Origin of the sequence: Luxibacter massiliensis, from assembly GCF_900604355.1 — a bacterium.
In the GTDB taxonomy this organism is placed as follows: domain Bacteria; phylum Bacillota; class Clostridia; order Lachnospirales; family Lachnospiraceae; genus Luxibacter; species Luxibacter massiliensis.
This window is the reverse complement of sequence record NZ_UWOE01000001.1, coordinates 1,935,474-1,956,270: the sequence shown is the minus strand read 5'-3', so window position 1 is coordinate 1,956,270 and position 20,797 is coordinate 1,935,474. Positions and strand designations below refer to the sequence as shown.

Genomic DNA, 20,797 nt, shown 5'->3' with positions numbered 1-20,797 from the left:
TTTCAGGCAGGGGGCTGCAGGCGCCTGCCCTTAACCCCGCTTTTGTAAAGAATAATCCCGGCTGCCGCAGCAGTCCAAATGAGAAGAAACTGCAGTGTGGAGAGTAATATGTTATCTCCTGAATAGAAGTAGGAGGAGAATAAAAACGTGCCCCAGAAATTAAATAGAAAATGGAGCAGGATGCTTAAATAAATACTTCTTCCTCTGTCGCAGACATATCCAAGGAGGAGGCCCAGAAGGAATGCATAGATCCCCTGTACAAGATTCATATGGTAGACACCAAAAAAGGCGGCCTGGAACAGGTTGGCAATCCAGAAGGGGAGCGCTTTTTTGGCATAATATAGACAGACTCCCCGGAATATCAGTTCCTCACATATGGGGGCCACAATCACGCTGTAGAGAGCTAAGATTAAAGTGATGTCATTTATTCCTGCAGAATCCATCAGAAGCTCATAGCTTTGGTACCAGGAAGGGCGGAGCGCCTGAATGAGAATAATGAGGTAGGTGGTGATGTACTGGAAAGAAGCAGTAAGCAGTACCATTGCCAATAAGATTTTCCCGTTTATAACTTGCCCAAGGCCGCGCCTTAAAAATCCTTTGGGCACGGCGGCAACACGGTACCAGATCCCCAGCAGCAGGATGGCAAAAAGTCCATAGATAAAAAGGACAAGGGAGTTAAACTGGGAACTTGCGACATAAGTATAGTAATTCTCCATGGAAAATCCTGAGGGATTTGCCAGGAACATAGAAATGGCTTTTAGAAGCATGGCTGCAAAAACAATTATATACTGCAGAATATTTGCGGCAATGAAAGGAAGAATACTCAAAAGTAAAAAGCCAACCGCCTTAAAAAAATTTTTCATAAAATATTGCCTCGCTTTCCTGGAATATCCATAGCTGTGAAACAGTGGGAATATAACTGTTTTAACTATAGCATTATCTGGAGGGAAATTCAATTTTGAAATGGCAGGTTTTCATCCTGCTGTTTTTACTCTGGGGCATTCAGCCCGTGATTCCCACACTTGCAGGCTGTGTGTCTGCCGCCCGCTGTAGAGTGGATTAGGAGAGTCTGGGTATAGAATATAAGGTAGTTTTGTGATATACTAAATGTTACACGGCCAGAGTATAACTGCAGGGAAAGAAGGGATTTAAGATGGAAGCAAGCAGAGGCAGGGAGAAGGATGGCCAGGCAGGCGGACAGGATGAGAAGCTGGGGAGCGCCCCCTTAGGCAGGCTTATTGCAAGCATGGCTCTTCCAGCTGTAGCGGCACAGATTATCAATGTATTATATAATATTGTGGATAGGATATACATAGGACATATCGAGGGATATGGGGATATGGCCCTGACAGGGGTGGGAGTCACATTCCCGATCCTGATGGTCATAACTGCATTCAGCGCTTTTGCGGGCATGGGCGGCGCTCCCCTTGCGTCTATTCAGCTCGGGAAGAAGAATTATCAGGCGGCGGAAAAGATTCTGGGGAACTGTGTGGGAATGCTGCTGATCTTTTCTGTCTTGCTGACAGTTTTGTTCTCTATATTTAAGACGCCGGTTCTGTATGCCTTTGGCGCCAGCGAGATGACCATCATGTATGCAGAGCAGTATATAGGGATTTATTTGATTGGAACGGTTTTCGTCCAGACAGCGGTAGGCCTGAATACTTTTATCAGCGGCCAGGGAGCCGCGCGGACAGCTATGCTGTCAGTGCTTATCGGCGCAGTGATTAATATTATTCTGGATCCAATATTTATTTTTCTGTTCAAAATGGGGGTGAGGGGAGCGGCCCTTGCCACGATTATATCCCAGGCAGTCAGCGCGGCCTGGGTGCTTAGATTCCTTACTTCTAAAAGGAGCGTGATCAGAATCAGGATGAAATATATCAGGCTGAACCCGGGAACTGTGGGAAGTATTGCTGCCTTAGGGATTTCGCCGTTTATTATGCAGAGTACAGAGAGCCTGGTTATGATTACTTTAAATTCTGGCCTGCAGAAATATGGAGGAGATCTCTATGTGGGGTCAATGTCAATCCTGTCAAGCATTATGCAGCTTATTGTTGTTCCGGCACAGGGCATATCCCAGGGAATACAACCCATTATAAGCTATAATTTCGGGGCCGGCAACAGAGACAGGGTGAAAGGCGCTTTTATCAGGATGATTTCAGTCTGTTTCCTGATGACCTTTATATTTGCCGGAATTGCTATAATAAGGCCGGAGATATATGTGGGAATATTTACGGAAAATCCAGATCTGATCCGCCTGACATGCCAGGTGATGCCGGTATATTTCCTGGGCATTACCATTTTTGGAATACAACTGGGATGCCAGTCCACATTTCTCGCATTGGGGCAGTCGGTTGTTTCCTTAATTATTGCACTTCTCAGGAAAGTGATTTTTTTGATACCACTGGCAATTCTGCTGCCAAAGTTCATGGGAGTTATGGGGATATATCGGGCAGAGCCGGTTGCCGACGTGACATCCGTAATAATTACAGTGATATTGTTTCTCATTACAGCGAAAAAGATTTTGCGAAATGAGGAAAAAGATGTTATGATAGGAAAAAATAATAATCTGGAGGGTAGAGCATGAGAGAGTTTGTAATTACAGTTAACAGCACTGTTGATTTGCCGAGAGAGTGGGTAGAAGAACGGAACGTTCCGGTTATCCCTTTAAAATATACAATTGATGGCGAGACATATACAGATATGTATGGACTTTCAGGCAAAGAGTTTTTTGCAAAATTGAGGGAGGGGCATATGTCAGTCACATCCCAGGTGAACCCAGACGAAGCAAGGGAAGCGCTGGAACCATTTTTAAAGGCTGGGAAAGATGTATTGCATCTTGGATTTTCTTCTGGACTGAGCGGTACCTATAACAGTATGAGGATCGCCGGGGAGGAGCTGGCTGAAGAGTATCCTGATGCCAAGGTGATTATTATAGATACACTCTGTGCCTGCCTGGGTGAGGGCCTTCTTCTCTACAAGGCGCTTCAGCTAAAGGATGCCGGAAAGAGCGTGGACGAGGTTGCGCAGTGGGTGGAGGAAAATAAGCTCCATATCTGCCATAATGTCACAGTGGATGATTTAAACCATCTCCACAGGGGCGGAAGAGTCTCCAAAGCTACAGCCATACTGGGTACGGCTGTTCAGATCAAGCCTATTATCCATATGGACAATGAAGGCAAGCTTCAGGTTATCGGTAAACAGAGAGGACGGAAGAAATCTCTCAACAAGATTGTAGATATGGCTGTGGAACAGTCCAGGGGTTGGGACAATGATATGGTCATGATTACGCATGGAGACTGCATTGAGGATGCACAGTATGTCGCAGATTTAGTGAGGGAGAAGATGGGAGTCCAGCAGATACTGATCCACAATATCGGGACAGTGATAGGCAGCCATACAGGCCCCGGGGTAGTGGCAGTATTTTTTATGGGAGAGAAGAGATAGGGTTTGTGTAAGGATAAGAAGAGCCTGGCGGTGAAACAAAAGTTTGCCGCCAGGCTCTTTTAAAGTCCTGCAAATTTATATCCAAAGTCAGAACTTGATTATTGATCAGTTGTTATGCCCTGCCGGACGGATTACAGCTTGATAATGCCAAATGCATTTAATACAGAACTTACCAAAATTGCTACCAGGAATACAGGCGCAACCCATTTAATCATCACGATGAACAGCTTTTTACTTTTAAAGGCTGCCCCGTCGGCACATGCCTCCTCAATGATCGTTTTCGGTTTGATGAAAAAGCCTACGAAGATACAGGTAAACAGTGCGACAATAGGCATCAGGACACTGTTACTTATGAAATCCATAAAGTCAAGGATCGACATTCCGAGGGGCTGTATAAAGTCCCATACGCCGAAACCTAAGGATGAAGGGATTCCCATTGCCAGCACATAGATGAATACGATAATACAGGTTATTTTTCTGTTCCATTTAAATCTGTCCATAAGAATAGACACAATTGTCTCCATCAGTGAGATGGCTGATGTAAGGGCGGCAAAGAATACGAGAACAAAAAAGGCCGTCCCTATCACTGTGCCCATGGACATACTTGCAAAGACTTTTGGAAGGGTGATAAACATAAGGCCCGGACCCGCGCTGAGGGCAGATTCATCTCCCCCGGAAAAAATAAATACGGCCGGTACAATCATAAGGCCTGCAAAGAAAGCAATGCCTGTGTCAAATAACTCTATATGCCTGACAGAACCCTCCAGGTTTGTAGACTTCTTCATATAGGAGCCATAAGTAATCATGATTCCCATGGCCAGAGACATGGAATAGAACAATTGTCCCATGGCAGAGAGAAGAGTCTTGATAGAAAAGTCAGACATGTGGGGCATGATATAGTACTTCAGCCCTTCCATGGCCCCATCCATTGTCAGCACATAGATAGAGATGCCGACTGTCAGTACTACAAGGATAGGCATCAGGAACTTGCTGACTGTCTCCACTCCTTTTTCTACCCCAAAAATAACAATTGCAGCTGTAAAAACTACAAAAAGTACGAACCATAACAGGGGACTTCCTACGCTGCCGATAAAGTCATTAAAGTAAGTATCACCGGCTGCTGCCTTTGTATTGCCGGAGATAAAAGTTGTAAAATATTTAATAACCCATCCGCCGATTACAGAATAGTAAGGAAGAATGATAATCGGCACGACGGAGGCCAAAATGCCGAGGAAGCCGAAACGCTTATCCAGTTTTTTGAAGGCTCCGATTGCGCTCAAGCCAGTTTTACGCCCAATAGCAATCTCAGCCGCCATCAAAGTAAAGCCGAAAGTGACAGCAAGTATTATGTAACAGACCAGGAAAGTCCCCCCTCCATATTGGGCGACTAAATAGGGAAAACGCCAGATGTTCCCCAGACCTACGGCAGAACCGGCTGCGGCCATAATAAAGCCAATCTTGCCTGTAAAATTACTTCTGTTTTCATTCATTAATAGAAATCCTCCTCAATCCTCTCATTATATTTAGACAGTAATAAAAGTATTATGACATGAAGTATGACGAAATACAAGAGAAAACATCTTATACAGTTATAAATTCTAGGTTTCACATGTAAAATAGACAGAATATTCTGAAAACGGATCGCAAAGAGGGTGTCGCAAAATCATCAAATTAGATGATTGAGCGGCACCCTCGCTCTATATAGGAAAAATCCGGATGGAATCCTTTTGTTTCAGGAATCCTTCCGGATTTTTGGCGTACTTTAATAATGCTTTGTTTTTCTTGTTTTTTAAGCGGTCTCTTTTACTGGAAAAAGATGACTTCCAGTGCGTTCCCTCTGGATTTTTGCATGCAGTTTATTGATGTTGTATCCCATACACAGCAAAATAATCTCCAGTTTTACCTTGGTTTTCCCTCGCAGCAGAAATCTTTGAAATTCGTAATCATTTTTCAAAACACCAAAGGCTCCCTCTGCCTGGACGGAACGGTTCATCCGATATTTGATTCCCGTTTCACTTAGGATATTTTCATAGGATTCCTGTCGTTTTTCCAGAAAGCTTTTTGAAATGTATAACCGCTTATTTCCTTTTGCTTTAGTACATTTTTCTTTATAAGCACATCCGTTGCAGTCTTCACATTCGTAAACGGTTACTTCCGATTCATACCCGCTCTTGCTTTTCTGCTTTTTGATAAAAAGTGGGGACAGGGATTTCCCTGCATGACAAATGTATATATCTGCTTCTTGGTCATATCCCATATTTTCACGTTTGCTGATATCCTGCTTGAAGCTCCGTTTCTTCCATTTCTCATAAGTCTGTGGTTTTATGTATGGTTTTTGCTCTGCACTTCTCAGATAAGTATACGCTTCTTCACTTTCATATCCTGAATCAGCCGTTACACTCGGATAACGGAAACCCAGATTCGTTTCCATTGTCTTTAAAAAAGGAACCAATGTCCAGACATCATTTCGATCCTGAAAAATATCTGCTGCTACGATATATTCACTGTCTACTGCAATCTGTACATTATACCCGGGCTTTAACTGTGCATTTCTCATATGGTCATCTTCCATATGCATAAAGGCTGCATCCGGATCTGTTTTACAATAATTATTTCTTCCCTGAAAACTTGCCGTATGCCAGTCATAAACGCTTTGTCGTTCAAGAAATCTGCGAAAAAGCTCTAAATACCGTTGGTTTTTGCTTTTCTTTTTTCCTCGTCCGTGGACAAAAACGGTGTTGTCTCTCTGGCATCGGTTTTCTAAAAACCGGACTATGTTCTGTAAATCCTGGGTCCTTGATTCTGAAGTGACAGAAAAATCCTGCAGGTATTCCTTGTTCAGAAGCTGTATGGTTTCCTGTATCTTCCGAAACATTTTTTCTTCCCACTTTCCTACGGATTTTTTCCAGACAAACGTATATTTGTTTGCACAGGCCTCTAACTTTGTCCCGTCAATAAATACAGTCTCCTTTAACAGTTCCCCGGAATCCCCCAAACGTTTTACCATCTGGTAAAAGAGATTTTCACAGGCATCTGCCAAAAATCCGGTACGAAAGCGGGCAATCGTGCTGTGATCAGGAGCCTTTTGTCCAGCTAACAGCCACATAAAGTTGATATCCCTTTTGCAAGCTGTTTCCATTTTTCTTGAAGAATAAATGTTTTGAGAATAAGCGTAGGTCAGGATCTTGAACATGGTCTTTGGGTCGACTGCGGGATTTCTGCCTTTTGCAGAGTAAGCCTGATACAGCAAGCTGTAATCTAAATCCTCCAATTCGTGGCTGAGCAGTCGAACAGAATCATCATCAGGAACCAAACCTTCCAAATTTAATGGCAAAACCAGTTGATAAGGTTCGCCAAATTCGGTATAATTTTTATGGTATTTTAATTTACTTGACATATCTTATTATACCATGGATTGCGGACTCTTCGGAGTCCGTTTTCTATTTTAGGGTACAAAAAAGGAGCGCTGCTCCATAGGTGATTACTCACCTATTTTGCAACGCCCCCTTTTAATCTACTTCAGTATTTTTTCAAAGAGCAGGCCTGCCCCAAACCACAATGGGGCATAGTCGAACCGGATGACGCCATTGAGGTTATATTTAGCGCCGCTGTAATCCCAGGGGCAGGCATGGTGCCTCCTAAGAAAGCTTCCGGATAGGAATTCTCCCAGGAAGATACAGAATGTGTAAACGCTCCCCCGGAAGATTGTACTTTTCCCTTTCAAGATATGGCAGACAGGGGAGAGCAGGCAGGCTGCCCCGTAAATGGGGAACATCCATATGGAGGTGCGGCCCACAAGGGTGAATTCTTTTCTCTTAAAAGAATGCAGCGCTGTAAATATAATTTCCATACACCAGCCCACAGTACCGCAGATAATAAATTTGTTTTGTGCAATTGATTTATTTTTCATATTCAAAAGTATGTTTCAGAAAAGTAGATTTTATACGTAAAATGTATTATAATGTTTTTGTTTGTGTAATGGAAAGGAAAAGGGTGAGATAAAATGGCGGCATTGGAAGAACTGAGGCTACAGTTGGATGAGATTGACCGGCAGATAGCAGGATTATTTGAGGAGAGGATGAAGATATGCAGGGAAGTCGGCGAGTTTAAAGTAAAGGCAGGGCGCAAAGTATTTGACCGGACACGGGAGCATGAGAAACTGGCAGACGTGGCAGGGATGGTATCTGGCGAGTTCAATAAGAAGGGGATTTTGGAGCTGTACGAGCAGCTCATGTCCATGAGCCGGAAACTGCAGTACCAGCTTCTGGTAGAGGCGGGGGCGCTGGGCAGGCTGCCGTTTATCGAGGTCAAGAGCCTGGATGGGGATAATGCCAGGGTTGTATTTCAGGGTGTTGAGGGGGCATACAGCCAGGCGGCCATGCAGCACTACTTTGGAGAGGAGATAAATAGTTTTCATGTAAGGACTTTCAGGGAGGCAATGGAGGCCATTGAAGAGGGGTCTGCGGACTATGCGGTCCTTCCCATAGAAAATTCCTCCGCGGGGGCTGTCAATGAAATGTACGACTTGCTTGTGGAATTTGAAAATTACATTGTGGGAGAGACAATCATCCCAATCACACACACACTATCCGGGTTAGAAGGAACCAGGCCGGAGGAAATACAGAGGGTATATTCTAAGGCTGAGGCCCTTATGCAGACTTCCCGTTTCCTGGATGCCCACAGTGGATGGCAGCAAATAAGTGTCGTCAATACTGCTGTTGCCGCTAAGAAGATATTACAGGATCAGGACAAAGCGCAGGCTGCTGTCTGCAGTGCATATGCCGCCAAGGTCCATGGCCTGGCTGTGCTGGAAGCAGATATCAATGATGAACCCAATAATTCCACCCGGTTTATTGTCGTGACAAACCAGAAAATCTTTCTGGAATCTGCCTCTAAGATCAGTATCTGTTTTGAACTGCCCCATGAGAGTGGTTCACTGTACCGGATTTTGTCTCATTTCATATATAATGACCTGAATATGACCAAAATAGAATCCAGGCCCGTGGAAGGGAAGAACTGGGAGTATAGGTTTTTTGTGGATTTTGAGGGCAATCTGGCTGATGCTGCCGTTAAAAATGCCATACGCGGCCTGAGGGAGGAAGCAAGGAATCTGAAGATACTGGGAAACTATTAAGATAGACTGTGAGGGGAATTGGACGAAACGAGGTGGAACATGCGTACAAATGAATTAATGCTTTATAAAAATATGGAATATGGGCAGATCCTCCAGGACATGACATTTCTGATGGAGAACTACAGCAATGAATATTATAACAAGGATGATTTAAGGGGACTGCTGTTTGAGTGTGTAAATATGCTTCTGGAACTATCTGTAAGCCATGGCTTTGAGGGGAACCTGTGGCACACTTACCTGACCTTTCTGCTGGCCAATGATGAAAATGCATACAGTACTTCCTGCGAGATTGTGGGGGAAGTAAAGGGCAGCATCAATGAGGTGGCGCTGCATGACTTTTCTGTATTAAAAGAGCTGTTTGATTATCATTTTGAGGAGCTGGAGGAAAAGCTGGATGCCGGCTGCCTTTCACTATTGTTTGATTATAAAAATGTAAATGAGAGGAGCAAAGTATTCAACAAGAGGATCCGGGACAGAATCTGCAGTTTAAGCCGCGCCCTGTCAAAGACTTTGGATGCCGCAGAATTTAAAGATATTCTTACACAGTTTTACAGTGAATTTGGAGTGGGGAAACTGGGCCTTCACAAAGCTTTCAGAGTGGAACATAAGGAAGGGGCAGGCGTGGAGATTGTCCCCATTACTAATATTACCCATGTCCATCTGGATGACCTTGTAGGCTATGAAATAGCAAAGAAGAAGCTCCTTGATAATACAGAAGCATTTGTGGAGGGGAGAAAGGCCAATAACTGTCTCCTGTTCGGGGACGCGGGAACAGGAAAGTCCTCGTCAGTAAAAGCTATTCTAAACCAGTATTATGATAAAGGCCTGAGAATGATAGAAGTTTACAAACACCAGTTTCAGGATTTGAATGATGTGATTGCCCAGATTAAAAACAGAAATTATAAATTTATTATCTATATGGATGATCTCTCCTTTGAAGAATTTGAGATAGAGTACAAGTATTTAAAAGCGGTTATTGAGGGAGGGCTGGAAAAGAAACCTGACAATATATTAATCTACGCTACCTCCAACCGGCGCCATCTGGTCCGGGAGACATTTAAGGATAAGGCCGACCGGGATGAGGAGCTGCATACAAACGATACAGTACAGGAGAAGCTTTCACTGGTGGCCAGGTTCGGCGTGACAATTTATTTCGGGTCGCCTGATAAAAAGCAGTTCCAGGAGATTGTAAAAGAGCTGGCAAAGCAGAATCAGATTGATATGCCTGAGGAGGACCTGCTGCTTGCGGCAAATAAGTGGGAATTAAGCCACGGGGGACTCTCCGGGCGTACGGCACAGCAGTTTATTGACTATCTGCTGGGACAAAAATCAAAAGCAGGTAAATACGATGGATAAAAAACGAAAATCAGCAATATGTGCCCTGGCAGGATTTCTGGCAGGGACTATTTTCATAACTGGATGCAGCGGCAAGCTGACGCCTGAAAAGCTAATGGCGGATATTACAGAAAACCTGGCTGAAGTACAGTCAGTGTCAAATACTCTGGACATGGATATAGAATTGGAGGATGTACTTGAGACAACCAGCATCGCTATGGATATGGAGCTGGAAAATACAACCGATCCGAGGGCAGGGCACGCAAAAGGAACAGCGGCCGTGGAAATGGGAGAGACGAAAGTAAGCAGCGATATAGAGATCTATCAGGTGACTGAAGGGGAGGAGTCTGTCACATACAGCAAGATGTATGATCAGTGGAGCCGGGAAAGCGCTGGAAGCTCTGACACAGGCGCCTTTGACGGGAACCTTTTTCAGGAGTCTGGCGATTCCGTAGGGGCTTTTAGGATTGCGGAGGAAACAGTAGAGGTCAATGAAAGAGAATGCTATGAGATGTACGGTGATATAACAGGGGCGGAGTTGATGCAGTTTTTAGGTGCGGATATGATGGGAGCTTTTGGGCTTGTAGAGATTCCCGATGCTGGCATCATGGAAGACATGCAGATCCCTGTTATCATTGATGTCTATAAGGAGGAGGTACTTCCTGCCAGGGTGATTGTGGATATGACAGATGTGATGAACGGCCTGTACGATGATTACGGCAAGAGCACCAATGTCAATGACTTTACAATCGAGTTAGGGTATGCTGGCTTTGACCAGGCAGGAGAAATTGTGGTACCCGAGGAAGTGCGGCAGGCCTGCGGGGAGCAGGCAGGCCCTCTGGATACCACAAGTTAAGGCGCTTCCTGTATCTTCGAAATATCACTGTCGATGATAAGGGAATAATTCGTATAATAGACGACGAACCCAGGTTTTGCCCCCTTTGGTTTTTTCACATGCTTTTTCTCCACGTAATCTATTTCTACTTTCTCACTGCCCCGGGCCTTGGAATAGTAGGCGGCAAGCCGGCCGGCTTCCTCAAAAGTACTGTCGGGAAGTTCTTCCCCGTTGGTTTTGACAATTACATGGGAGCCGGGGGTTTCTTTGGCGTGGAACCACCAGTCGTCCCCAACGGCAAAATGGAAAGTCAGATCATCATTCTGGAGATTATTTTTTCCCACATATATATGGAAGCCATCGCTGGAAATATAGTGCAGCGGCTTGTTTTTAACTGTACTTTTTTTCTTTGTGTATTTTCTGCGCATATAGCCGGCGTGTATCATTTCTTCTTTTATCTGGGCCAAATCGTCCTCGGTCAGGGCAATGTCCAGGGCAGTACTGATAGATTCCAGATAGGCAATGTCATCCCGGGTTTCACATATGAATTTTGACAGGGCGTCAAAAGTGCGCTTTTGTTTGTTATATTTATCAAAGTAACGCCGCGCATTTTCCTGAGGAGATTTGGCGGCATCCAGAGGGATGGAAACCATTTTGTCCGTATAATAATTGAGTGCCTGCAGATTCTTCGCACCTTCCTCTAAATGATAGCCATAGACATTGATAAGTTCTCCGTAGACCTTATATTTATCCCGGTTCTGGGTGTCCTTAAGCTGCTTGAGCTGTAGGTCGTATTTCTTGCGGCTGCGCTCCAGGGCTGTCTGCACGATATGGCGAAGGCCGGCAGATTTCTGCCGGATGCGGGTGATTGTATTTTTAGAGGCATAATAAGTCTCAAGCACCTCAGATATGGAGGCGTATTTACAGCAGGTGCAGTCCCCCAAATAGGTCAGGGGCAGGGCAGAAAATTCCTTTGGCTCTTTACCTTCATAATAAATAGAAGGAAAAAAGAGGGTATCCTTCAGGGCGGAGAAAAAGATAGTAAACTGGTTGAATACGTGCTTTAGGATATCCTCAGAAAACTCCCGGGGGGTGACGGAAGAATCTACTCCTGCAAGATGGCATATTTCTTCAGAAACTACGGGACTGATGCCTGTAAAGGATGTATAGAGAGCCTTGGAAAGGGGCATAGGTTTTTCGGACAGTATGCGGATAAAATCCTCTTCATTTACAGCAAGAGGATTGGATTTCCCCATCGTATCAGGTATAAAATATTTTCGCCCGGGCAGGACTTCACGGACAGAGCTCATCTGCGCAGAGACATGTTTGATACTGTCGATGATAGTTCCATCCTCTGTACAGAAAATAATATTGCTGTGCTTACCCATAATCTCCACAATCAGATCTTTTCTGCATAGGTCCCCCAGTTCATCCAGATGTTCCACTGTAAAATGGATGATACGCTCCAATCCTGGCTGAGAAATATCTACAATCCGGCCATTGCTGATATGTTTCCTCAGCAGCATACAAAAATTCGGCGCCGTCATGGGACTTGGCTTGCCAGATTCTGTTAAATACATAAGCGGCAGTGAGGCGCTTGCCGAGATACAGAGTTTCTTTTGGCCGGCAGGGGATTTGAGCGTCAGCAGCAGCTCGTCTGCCTCAGGCTGTGCAATCTTAGCTATTCTTGAGTTTAACAATTGTCCTTTTAATTCATGGGCCAGGCAGGCCACGGTTATTCCATCAAAAGCCATACTATATTCCTTCTTTCAGAAAACTTGGATTTTATTGTATCACAGAATACATTGACAGACAAATATATTTACTCTCTGCCGTCCCGGTCAGCCTGGCATTGGGCGGCCTGTGCAGCAGCAGATTTTCATCTTTGCAGTCCTGCACAATAGGAAGCTATGAAATATAAGGGTGAGAGGTTGACCCAGACAGAGCTTACAGGGTATAATACATTCAGCAGGCAGGAGGGAAAACCATATCTGCCGGATGCAGCCAAGAATGCATAAGCGAATATGAAAGACAAGAGGATGGACAACCATGATTAAGAGCATGACAGGTTTCGGAAGGTGCGAGGTACTGAGGGAATCCAGGAAGTTTACGGTGGAGTTAAAGGGTGTAAACCATAGGTACCTGGATACGAATATACGGATGCCAAAGAAACTGAACTTTTTTGAGACCGCAATCCGCACCCTTCTGAAGCAGTATGCCAACAGGGGCAAAATTGATATTTTTATAACCTATGAGGATATGGCGGAGAGCCAGGCCTCACTCAAATATAATGAGGGCCTGGCTGCAGAATATATGAAATATTTTAAGAAGATGGAGGAGGCATTTGGCATTGAAAATGATATTCGGGTGTCTGCCCTGTCACGCTGCCCGGAAGTCCTCACTATGGAGGAGCAGAGGGGCGATGATGAAGAGCTTTGGGCAGGGTTAAAAGAGGCGCTGGATGGGGCTTTTGCACAATTTGTGGAAACCAGGACGGCAGAAGGGGAGAACTTGGAGCGGGACATACTGGAGAAATTAAAAGGCATGGAGGAGCTGGTGGCTTACATTGAGGAGCGTTCCCCGGACATTATATCGGAGTACAGGGCCAGGCTGGAAGAGAAAGTGAAGGAACTCCTCGCAGATACCCAGTTAGAGGAAGGCCGGATAGCGGCTGAGGTTGTTGTCTTTGCGGACAAGATATGCACAGATGAAGAAGTGGTGAGGCTGAAAAGCCATATAGGGCACATGCGCGAGACCCTGAAAGAAAAAGAGGGAATCGGCCGGAAGCTGGACTTTATAGCCCAGGAGATGAACAGGGAGGCCAATACAATTCTCTCTAAAGCTAATGACATGGAAGTATCCAACTGTGCCATAGGGTTAAAGACGGAGATCGAGAAGGTAAGGGAACAGATACAGAATATAGAATAAAGGATGTAGGTCATGGATAGAAGAGGAATTTTGATAGTTGTGTCTGGATTTTCAGGCTCTGGGAAGGGAACACTTATGAAGGAGCTTCTCAGCCGGTATGCGGAGAAGTATGCTTTATCAATCTCTGCCACCACAAGGCAGCCCAGGGAGGGGGAGAGTGACGGAAGAGAATATTTCTTTAAATCAAAAGAAGATTTTGAAAAAATGATTGCGAAAGAAGAGCTGATAGAGTATGCTAGGTATGTGGAAAATTACTACGGGACACCCCGTGGGTATGTAGAAGAGCAGCTGGATTCTGGAAGGGATGTGATCCTGGAGATTGAGATCCAGGGCGCCCTGAAAGTCAAGGAGAGGTTCCCGGATACGCTGCTTATGTTTGTCACGCCCCCCAATGTACAGGAGCTTAAGAGCAGGCTGGTGGGGAGAGGGACAGAGACCATGGAGGTCATTGAATCCAGGATGCGCCGCGCGGCGGAAGAGGCCCAGGGGATGGACCAGTATGATTACCTGATTGTAAATGATGACCTGGATACCTGTGTGGAGGAAATGCACACCATCATCCAGGGAGAGCACCACAGAAGCACACGGAACGCAGAATTTATGAGAGAGATAAAAGAAGATCTGAAAAGAAGTTTGAAAGGAGAAATATAACCTATGCTGCATCCATCTTACACAGACCTGATGCGGGTCGTAAACAAGGACGTGGAGGAGGGCGAGACAAAGATTGTCAACAGCCGTTATTCAATCGTGCTGGCCACTTCTAAGAGGGCAAGACAGCTCATTGACGGAGAACTGCCCCTTGTAAATGCCAGGGACGGGCAAAAGCCTCTTTCTACGGCTATTGAGGAGTTAAACGAGGGAAAGCTTAAGATTATTGCTGAAAATGCAGAAGAATAAAAAGAAGGCAGATGCACATTGGGTATCTGCCTTTCAAACATATGGGAGGTTTTATGAGAATACTATTTATATCCCTTGGGTGTGACAAGAATTTAGTTGACACAGAGGTTATGCTGGGAATGCTTGCATCCAGGGGGTATCAGATGACAGATGATGAGAATGAGGCCGATATTATTGTGGTGAATACCTGCTGCTTTATACATGATGCAAAGGAGGAGAGTATCCAAAACATACTGGAAATGGCCGAATATAAAAAGGGAGGGCGGCTTAAGGCCCTCATCGTGACAGGGTGCCTGGCCCAGAGATACCGTCAGGAGGTTTTAGAGGAGATCCCCGAGGTTGATGCCGTCCTGGGGACAGCATCCTACGATAAGATTCTGGAGACTATTGACCAGGTCCTGGGAGGGGGCACGGCAGTTACAATGGCAGACGTCGACATACTTCCTCAGGTGGAGACTAAGAGGCTGGTAACTACTGGAGGGCATTTTGCCTACCTGAAAATAGCAGAGGGCTGCGATAAACATTGTACGTACTGTATTATCCCCAAAATCCGGGGGAGTTTCCGGAGCGTTCCCATGGAAACGCTTCTTGACGAGGCCCGGTACCTGGCAGAAGGAGGAGTTAAGGAGCTGATATTGGTGGCTCAGGAAACTACCCTTTATGGCAGGGATTTATATGGAAGAAAGATGCTGCCCGAACTTTTAAGAGAACTCTGTAAGATAGAGGGTATCCGTTGGATCCGGATCCTATACTGTTATCCCGAGGAGATTACGGATGAGCTGATAAAAGTAATGAAAGAGGAAAAGAAAATATGCCATTATGTGGACCTGCCTATTCAGCACGCGAATGATGAAATCCTGAAACGGATGGGGCGCAGGACTACAAAGCAGGAACTGAAGGATATTATTTTTAAGCTGCGCCGGGAGATACCCGATATATGTATACGGACTACCCTTATAACTGGTTTCCCAGGGGAGACATCCAGACAACATGAGGAATTGTTGGAATTTGTAGAAGAAATGGAATTTGACCGCCTCGGGGTGTTTACGTATTCCCCTGAGGAAGATACGCCGGCTGCTTCAATGCCAGGCCAGGTGGAGGAAGAGATAAAGGAAGAAAGGCAGGCTGAACTGATGGAGCTTCAGCAGGAAATCGCCTTTGGCCAGGCCGAACGTATGACAGGGCGGGAAGTTCTGGTCATGATAGAAGGGAAAATAGCCGATGAAAATGCTTATGTGGGCAGGACCTACCGGGATGCCCCAAATGTTGACGGCCTGATTTTCGTAAATACGGAAGAAGAGCTGATGTCAGGTGATTTTGCCAGAGTGCAGGTGTCAGGAGCAGTGGACTATGATTTGATTGGAGGTATCGTATCATGAATTTGCCAAATAAACTTACAATATTGCGGGTAGTTATGGTTCCCTTTTTTGTCCTGTTTATGCTGACAGACTTGGGAGGATGGGCCAACAAATGGATTGCCCTTGTGCTTTTTGCCGCAGCCAGCCTGACAGATTTACTGGATGGGAAGATTGCGAGAAAATATAATCTGGTAACAAATTTCGGTAAGTTTATGGATCCCCTGGCAGATAAGCTGCTTGTATCTGCGGCTATGATCTGCCTGATAGAGATGGGGAGGCTGTCAGCCTGGATAGTCATTATCATTATCAGCAGGGAATTTATTATCAGTGGATTCAGGCTGGTGGCGTCAGATAACGGGATTGTTATTGCGGCAAGTTATTGGGGGAAATTTAAAACTGTTTTTCAGATGGCCATGATCCTTGTTTTGATTGCAGACCTGGGAGGGATATTCGACGGTATCGGCACGGCGCTTATATGGATTGCCCTGGCCCTGACAGTCATATCTCTGGTTGACTATGTTTGGAAGAACAGGCAGGTCCTGACACAGGGAGGGATGTAATTATGTATCCAGACTGGGTTTTAAAGAATCATGAAAATCATACAGAAAGCCTGGAGGAACGGCTGATAAAAGAGCTGGCTGACAGGAAATATACTATCACCACAGCAGAATCATGTACTGGGGGCCTGATTGCGGGGACTCTGGTGAACGTAGCCGGCGCCTCTGACGTGCTCCATGAAGGATATATTACCTACTCCAATGAAGCCAAAGAGAGGCTGGTGGGCGTGAACCGCGCGACCCTTCAGGAATATGGGGCCGTGAGTGCGCAGACAGCGAAAGAGATGGCAGAAGGGGCGGCCCGCTCTGCGGGAGCGGAGGTTGCCTTAAGTTCTACCGGGATTGCCGGCCCAGGAGGCGGGACAAAGGAAAAGCCAGTAGGCCTTGTATATGTTGGCTGCTATGTATGCGGCCATACTGCCGTGGCCAGATGTGAATTTAAAGGGGACAGAATGGAAAACCGGCTTATGACTGTGGAAAAGGCTTTATCTCTCGCCCTTGAAGAGCTAAAAACCATGGATCCTTAAGGAGTCTGGGGCTGTAGTTTGGCGTTGTCCGGCAGGCTGAATCTTGTCGGGTAAAAGGGCCTGGGGATGTAGAAACTTGTATAAAGTCACAATTGACGAATGTCGAAAATTATGCGAGAATAATCTATATATGGTGTTAAATTAATATCAAACGCCTATAGGAAGAAAATCATACATATTTGAAAGGAGTTTTAACATGATTTATTCACATGAAGTAGAAATGATGTGTCCGGTGGCTCAAGGTGCAAATCACGGACCAGCTCCGATTCCGGAAGAAGCAAAATGGGTACAGGCTAAAGAAGTAAAAGATATTTCTGGTTTGACACACGGAGTAGGCTGGTGCGCTCCGCAGCAGGGTACCTGTAAGCTGACTTTGAATGTAAAAGATGGAATTATCCAGGAGGCTCTTGTGGAAACAATCGGATGTTCAGGAATGACTCATTCCGCTGCTATGGCATCTGAGATTCTTCCGGGTAAGACTATTTTAGAGGCACTTAATACAGACCTTGTCTGTGATGCCATTAATACAGCAATGAGAGAATTATTCCTGCAGATCGTATACGGAAGGACTCAGAGCGCTTTCTCTGAGGATGGGCTTCCCATCGGCGCAGGACTGGAGGATCTGGGAAAAGGACTCCGTTCCCAGGTTGGAACTATGTATGGAACACTGGCGAAAGGTCCTCGTTACCTGGAGATGGCTGAAGGCTATGTGACAGGCATCGCCCTGGATGACAAAGATGAAATCATCGGCTACCAGTTTGTAAGCCTGGGCAAGTTCACAGATTTCATTAAAGCAGGCGATACACCGAATGATGCATGGGAGAAAGCAAAAGGACAGTATGGCCGTGTGGACGATGCTGCCAAGATTATTGACCCACGCAAGGAATAGTCGGAAGTACTCAATACAGGTAATGTTAAAATAAATCAGGAGGAGAATTAAATGGCTTTATTTGAATCATATGAAAGAAGAATTGATAAAATCAATGAAGTATTAAATAGCTATGGCATTGCTTCTATCGAAGAGGCAGAAAAGATTACGAAGGATGCCGGACTTGATGTATATAATCAGGTTAAGGGGATTCAGCCGATCTGTTTTGAGAATGCCTGCTGGGCATATATAGTAGGTGCGGCCATCGCTATTAAGAAGGAATGTAAGACAGCAGCAGAGGCGGCAGCGGCAATCGGCGAAGGCCTCCAGGCTTTCTGCATTCCCGGATCTGTAGCTGACCAGCGTAAGGTTGGACTGGGACATGGCAATCTGGGCAAGATGCTTTTGGAGGAGGATACAGACTGTTTCGCATTTCTGGCAGGACACGAGTCCTTTGCAGCGGCAGAGGGTGCTATTGGTATTGCAGAGAAAGCAAACAAAGTGCGCCAGAAGCCTCTCCGTGTTATCTTAAATGGACTCGGCAAGGATGCGGCTAAGATCATCTCCAGAATCAATGGTTTTACATATGTACAGACAGAATACGACTATTATACAGGAGAGCTTAAGGAAGTACAGAGAATCGCATATTCTGACGGACTCCGCTCTAAAGTAAACTGTTACGGTGCAAACGATGTGCGTGAAGGTGTTGCTATTATGCACAAGGAGGGAGTAGACGTCTCTATTACAGGTAATTCTACGAACCCGACGCGTTTCCAGCACCCGGTAGCAGGCACATATAAGAAAGAATGTATTGAGCAGGGCAAGAAATATTTTTCTGTGGCATCAGGCGGCGGTACAGGACGTACGCTCCATCCAGACAATATGGCAGCAGGCCCGGCTTCCTACGGTATGACAGACACACTGGGACGTATGCACTCTGACGCACAGTTCGCAGGATCCTCTTCCGTACCGGCCCACGTTGAGATGATGGGTTTAATCGGCGCAGGGAATAACCCTATGGTAGGCATGACTGTGGCTGTGGCTGTTTCCATTGAGGAAGCAGCGAAGGAAGGGAAGTTCTAGAGAAAAGCGTAAATACGGTTTTTTAAAACTTATTTTTTACTAGATACTAAACGGCTTGTGTGTATGATACACGCAAGCCGTTACATTTTATAGGATGATATATGTCAAAAGGATCGGCTCCTATTGACTATATGAATTGATAAATATTATCAGGAGGGAGTTATATATGAAGGTGTTATTGATTAACGGCAGTCCCCATGCAGGCGGGAATACATATACGGCCCTGCATGAGATGGAGGAAATCTTTGGGCAGGAAGGTGTTGAGACGGAAATTATACATATTGGGAATAAGGATATTAGAGGATGTATCGGCTGTGGTTCTTGTAAAAAGACGGGCAAATGTGTGTTCAATGACTCTGTTAATGAGACAGCGCCTAAATTTGAAGAGTGCGATGGCCTTGTTGCTGCAAGTCCGGTCTATTATGCGTCAGCCAACGCTACGTTAATTGCATTTTTGGACCGTCTGTTTTACAGTACGCCTTTTGACAAAACAATGAAAGTGGGAGCAAGTGTAGTGGCGGCAAGAAGAGGCGGCCTGTCATCCACCTTTGATGAGCTGAATAAATATTTTACAATCTCCGGGATGCCGGTGGCCTCCGGCCAATATTGGAACAGTATCCATGGAGCGGCACCTGGTGAAGCCGCTCAGGATGCAGAGGGACTGCAGACAATGAGGACTCTGGCAAGAAACATGTCCTTTTTGATGAAAAGCATCCATTTGGGGTTGGAAAAGTATGGCCTTCCCCAAAAGGAGGAGGTACAGCGTACCAATTTTATCAGGCCAACGGTTTAGTACAGTGAATATGAATGAAATACAATCCTGCGCATATGGGGCAGAAATTTCGTGTTCGCTGGATTAGAATTCATTAGGTTGACATGATATAGTTTGTAAGAGGGACGCCTTTGCGCTGGACTGTTTGTTGTTTCTGCACATGGTACCCTCTTTTTTTAAAAAAGGGGAGGGCTGTGGCGGAGGAGTGTGTGGTGAATTTCTCTGCCTTTGCGGTACTTTCCAATTTATCGCAGAGGGCTGTGGCTATGCCCCGGCCCTGGAAAGCGTGATGTACATAAAGCCGGTCCAGGTAGCCGGAGGCATCCATGTCTGCAAATCCAAGGATTATGGAGCCTTCCTCTGCAATGGCCGTGAAATGCCCGAGCAGGGAAAGATTCCATTTCTCCTTGTCAGGCTGCCCGTCCGCCCAGGCATCCAATTGCTCTGGGGTATAATCCTTTCTATTGACAGTATGTACAGTGTCATAGAACAGCTGCAGGATTTCGTCTAAATCCTGCCTTCTATAAGGCCTGATTATCATAATGTGCCTCCTTGGTGAATAGATAACTGTAAGTTGATGGGTACCCCGCAATGTTATGCCCCATGAGAGGGGAGACTGGGGATAGGCGAAAGCCTCCCCCTAATCTTTGATAATCAGGGCCATGAAAACCAAATCTTCCAGTCCTGTATTTGCAAGGCCATGCCCTTTGCCGCTGGGAGTAAAGGTAACATCGCCGGCTCTGACTGTACGGGTGTTTCCGTTATCATTATAGTTACCTTCTCCGGAGAGAATATAATATGTCTCACTCTCCCCGTGATGCTCATGGTAGCCAAGAGTACAGCCGGCTTCTAATATGACTTCCCCATACAGGCCACATTTTCCATTTAGCTCCTTCTCTCCAAGGATTCTTTTAATAATGACATGTCCCTCTCCGCCACACATATTTTCTACTCTCTCAATTTTCATAATCAAACGTATTCCTTTCTTTTTATTCCCGCCAGCAGCGGGCCAAGGGGACATGTTTACATGCCCATTTGGTGACTGCCGCGAGGGTC

General features: G+C 45.5%; 21 protein-coding genes. 14 read left to right on the top strand and 7 right to left on the bottom strand.

From position 1 onward, the window contains the following. Positions 1-2 precede the first annotated feature (2 nt). A complete protein-coding gene (locus EFA47_RS09035) occupies positions 3-863 on the bottom strand; it encodes a type II CAAX endopeptidase family protein (protein ID WP_164689960.1) in 861 nt (286 codons plus the stop codon). Between the two features lie 290 nt (positions 864-1,153). Here EFA47_RS09035 and EFA47_RS09030 point away from each other — a divergent pair, with 290 nt between their 5' ends. Together EFA47_RS09030 and EFA47_RS09025 are read left to right on the top strand one after the other, a co-directional pair. Further along, complete coding sequence (locus EFA47_RS09030) at positions 1,154-2,587, top strand: MATE family efflux transporter (protein ID WP_122642978.1); 1,434 nt, start codon at positions 1,154-1,156, stop codon at positions 2,585-2,587. After that, complete coding sequence (locus EFA47_RS09025) at positions 2,584-3,447, top strand: DegV family protein (protein WP_122642977.1); 864 nt, start codon at positions 2,584-2,586, stop codon at positions 3,445-3,447. The genes EFA47_RS09030 and EFA47_RS09025 overlap by 4 nt, the downstream gene beginning before the upstream one ends. Before the next feature lie 131 nt (positions 3,448-3,578). On the opposite strand, the gene EFA47_RS09020 is transcribed toward EFA47_RS09025, so the two are convergent. From EFA47_RS09020 to EFA47_RS09010, 3 genes are all read right to left on the bottom strand, one after another. Continuing rightward, positions 3,579-4,937 carry a sodium-dependent transporter gene (locus EFA47_RS09020; protein WP_122642976.1) on the bottom strand — a complete coding sequence of 453 codons (1,359 nt, stop codon included), beginning with the start codon at positions 4,935-4,937 and terminating at the stop codon, positions 3,579-3,581. Positions 4,938-5,236: 299 nt separating this feature from the next. Then, positions 5,237-6,844, bottom strand: coding sequence for an IS1182 family transposase (locus EFA47_RS09015; protein WP_122642779.1), 1,608 nt, complete (start codon positions 6,842-6,844; stop codon positions 5,237-5,239). A 117-nt stretch (positions 6,845-6,961) separates the two neighbouring features. Beyond that, on the bottom strand, positions 6,962-7,357 hold the full coding sequence (locus EFA47_RS09010; protein ID WP_122642975.1) for a putative ABC transporter permease: 396 nt from the start codon (positions 7,355-7,357) through the stop codon (positions 6,962-6,964). A gap of 93 nt (positions 7,358-7,450) precedes the next feature. Here EFA47_RS09010 and pheA point away from each other — a divergent pair, with 93 nt between their 5' ends. Genes pheA through EFA47_RS08995 form a run of 3 tightly spaced genes read left to right on the top strand, consistent with a single transcriptional unit; the run spans position 7,451 to position 10,772 of the window. Beyond that, a complete protein-coding gene (pheA, locus tag EFA47_RS09005; protein WP_122642974.1) occupies positions 7,451-8,581 on the top strand; it encodes a prephenate dehydratase in 1,131 nt (376 codons plus the stop codon). A 39-nt stretch (positions 8,582-8,620) separates the two neighbouring features. Next, complete coding sequence (locus EFA47_RS09000; RefSeq protein ID WP_122642973.1) at positions 8,621-9,937, top strand: ATP-binding protein; 1,317 nt, start codon at positions 8,621-8,623, stop codon at positions 9,935-9,937. Next, a complete protein-coding gene (locus EFA47_RS08995; protein ID WP_122642972.1) occupies positions 9,930-10,772 on the top strand; it encodes a DUF6612 family protein in 843 nt (280 codons plus the stop codon). Before EFA47_RS09000 ends, EFA47_RS08995 begins: the two co-directional genes overlap by 8 nt. On the opposite strand, the gene EFA47_RS08990 is transcribed toward EFA47_RS08995, so the two are convergent. After that, positions 10,769-12,505, bottom strand: a complete 1,737-nt coding sequence (locus tag EFA47_RS08990) for an Rqc2 family fibronectin-binding protein (RefSeq protein ID WP_122642971.1) — start codon at positions 12,503-12,505, stop codon at positions 10,769-10,771. The genes EFA47_RS08995 and EFA47_RS08990 overlap by 4 nt on opposite strands. Positions 12,506-12,800: 295 nt before the next feature. On the opposite strand from EFA47_RS08990, the gene EFA47_RS08985 reads away from it, so the two are divergent. From EFA47_RS08985 to EFA47_RS08945, 9 genes are all read left to right on the top strand, one after another. Then, entirely contained in the window at positions 12,801-13,679 is an 879-nt protein-coding gene (locus EFA47_RS08985) for a YicC/YloC family endoribonuclease (protein WP_122642970.1), read from the top strand. Between the two features lie 12 nt (positions 13,680-13,691). Continuing rightward, a complete protein-coding gene (gmk, locus tag EFA47_RS08980; RefSeq protein ID WP_122642969.1) occupies positions 13,692-14,330 on the top strand; it encodes a guanylate kinase in 639 nt (212 codons plus the stop codon). Positions 14,331-14,333: 3 nt separating this feature from the next. Continuing rightward, positions 14,334-14,576 carry a DNA-directed RNA polymerase subunit omega gene (rpoZ, locus tag EFA47_RS08975; protein ID WP_122642968.1) on the top strand — a complete coding sequence of 81 codons (243 nt, stop codon included), beginning with the start codon at positions 14,334-14,336 and terminating at the stop codon, positions 14,574-14,576. A 53-nt stretch (positions 14,577-14,629) separates the two neighbouring features. After that, the gene (rimO, locus tag EFA47_RS08970) at positions 14,630-15,955 is read left to right on the top strand and encodes a 30S ribosomal protein S12 methylthiotransferase RimO (protein ID WP_122642967.1); all 1,326 of its coding nucleotides are present in this window, start codon (positions 14,630-14,632) and stop codon (positions 15,953-15,955) included. Then, positions 15,952-16,494, top strand: coding sequence for a CDP-diacylglycerol--glycerol-3-phosphate 3-phosphatidyltransferase (gene pgsA, locus EFA47_RS08965; protein ID WP_122642966.1), 543 nt, complete (start codon positions 15,952-15,954; stop codon positions 16,492-16,494). The genes rimO and pgsA overlap by 4 nt, the downstream gene beginning before the upstream one ends. A 2-nt stretch (positions 16,495-16,496) precedes the next feature. Continuing rightward, positions 16,497-17,018 carry a CinA family protein gene (locus EFA47_RS08960; protein WP_122642965.1) on the top strand — a complete coding sequence of 174 codons (522 nt, stop codon included), beginning with the start codon at positions 16,497-16,499 and terminating at the stop codon, positions 17,016-17,018. Positions 17,019-17,214: 196 nt separating this feature from the next. Then, positions 17,215-17,907, top strand: a complete 693-nt coding sequence (locus tag EFA47_RS08955) for an iron-sulfur cluster assembly scaffold protein (protein ID WP_122642964.1) — start codon at positions 17,215-17,217, stop codon at positions 17,905-17,907. 51 nt (positions 17,908-17,958) lie between these two features. Beyond that, complete coding sequence (locus tag EFA47_RS08950) at positions 17,959-18,969, top strand: GGGtGRT protein (protein ID WP_122642963.1); 1,011 nt, start codon at positions 17,959-17,961, stop codon at positions 18,967-18,969. A 166-nt stretch (positions 18,970-19,135) separates the two neighbouring features. Next, a complete protein-coding gene (locus tag EFA47_RS08945) occupies positions 19,136-19,762 on the top strand; it encodes a flavodoxin family protein (protein ID WP_122642962.1) in 627 nt (208 codons plus the stop codon). A 73-nt stretch (positions 19,763-19,835) separates the two neighbouring features. Here EFA47_RS08945 and EFA47_RS08940 read toward each other — a convergent pair whose 3' ends face one another. Both EFA47_RS08940 and EFA47_RS08935 read right to left on the bottom strand, forming a co-directional pair. Continuing rightward, positions 19,836-20,282, bottom strand: a complete 447-nt coding sequence (locus EFA47_RS08940; protein ID WP_122642961.1) for a GNAT family N-acetyltransferase — start codon at positions 20,280-20,282, stop codon at positions 19,836-19,838. Positions 20,283-20,381: 99 nt separating this feature from the next. Then, the gene (locus tag EFA47_RS08935) at positions 20,382-20,708 is read right to left on the bottom strand and encodes a cupin domain-containing protein (RefSeq protein ID WP_122644478.1); all 327 of its coding nucleotides are present in this window, start codon (positions 20,706-20,708) and stop codon (positions 20,382-20,384) included. Positions 20,709-20,797 lie beyond the last annotated feature (89 nt).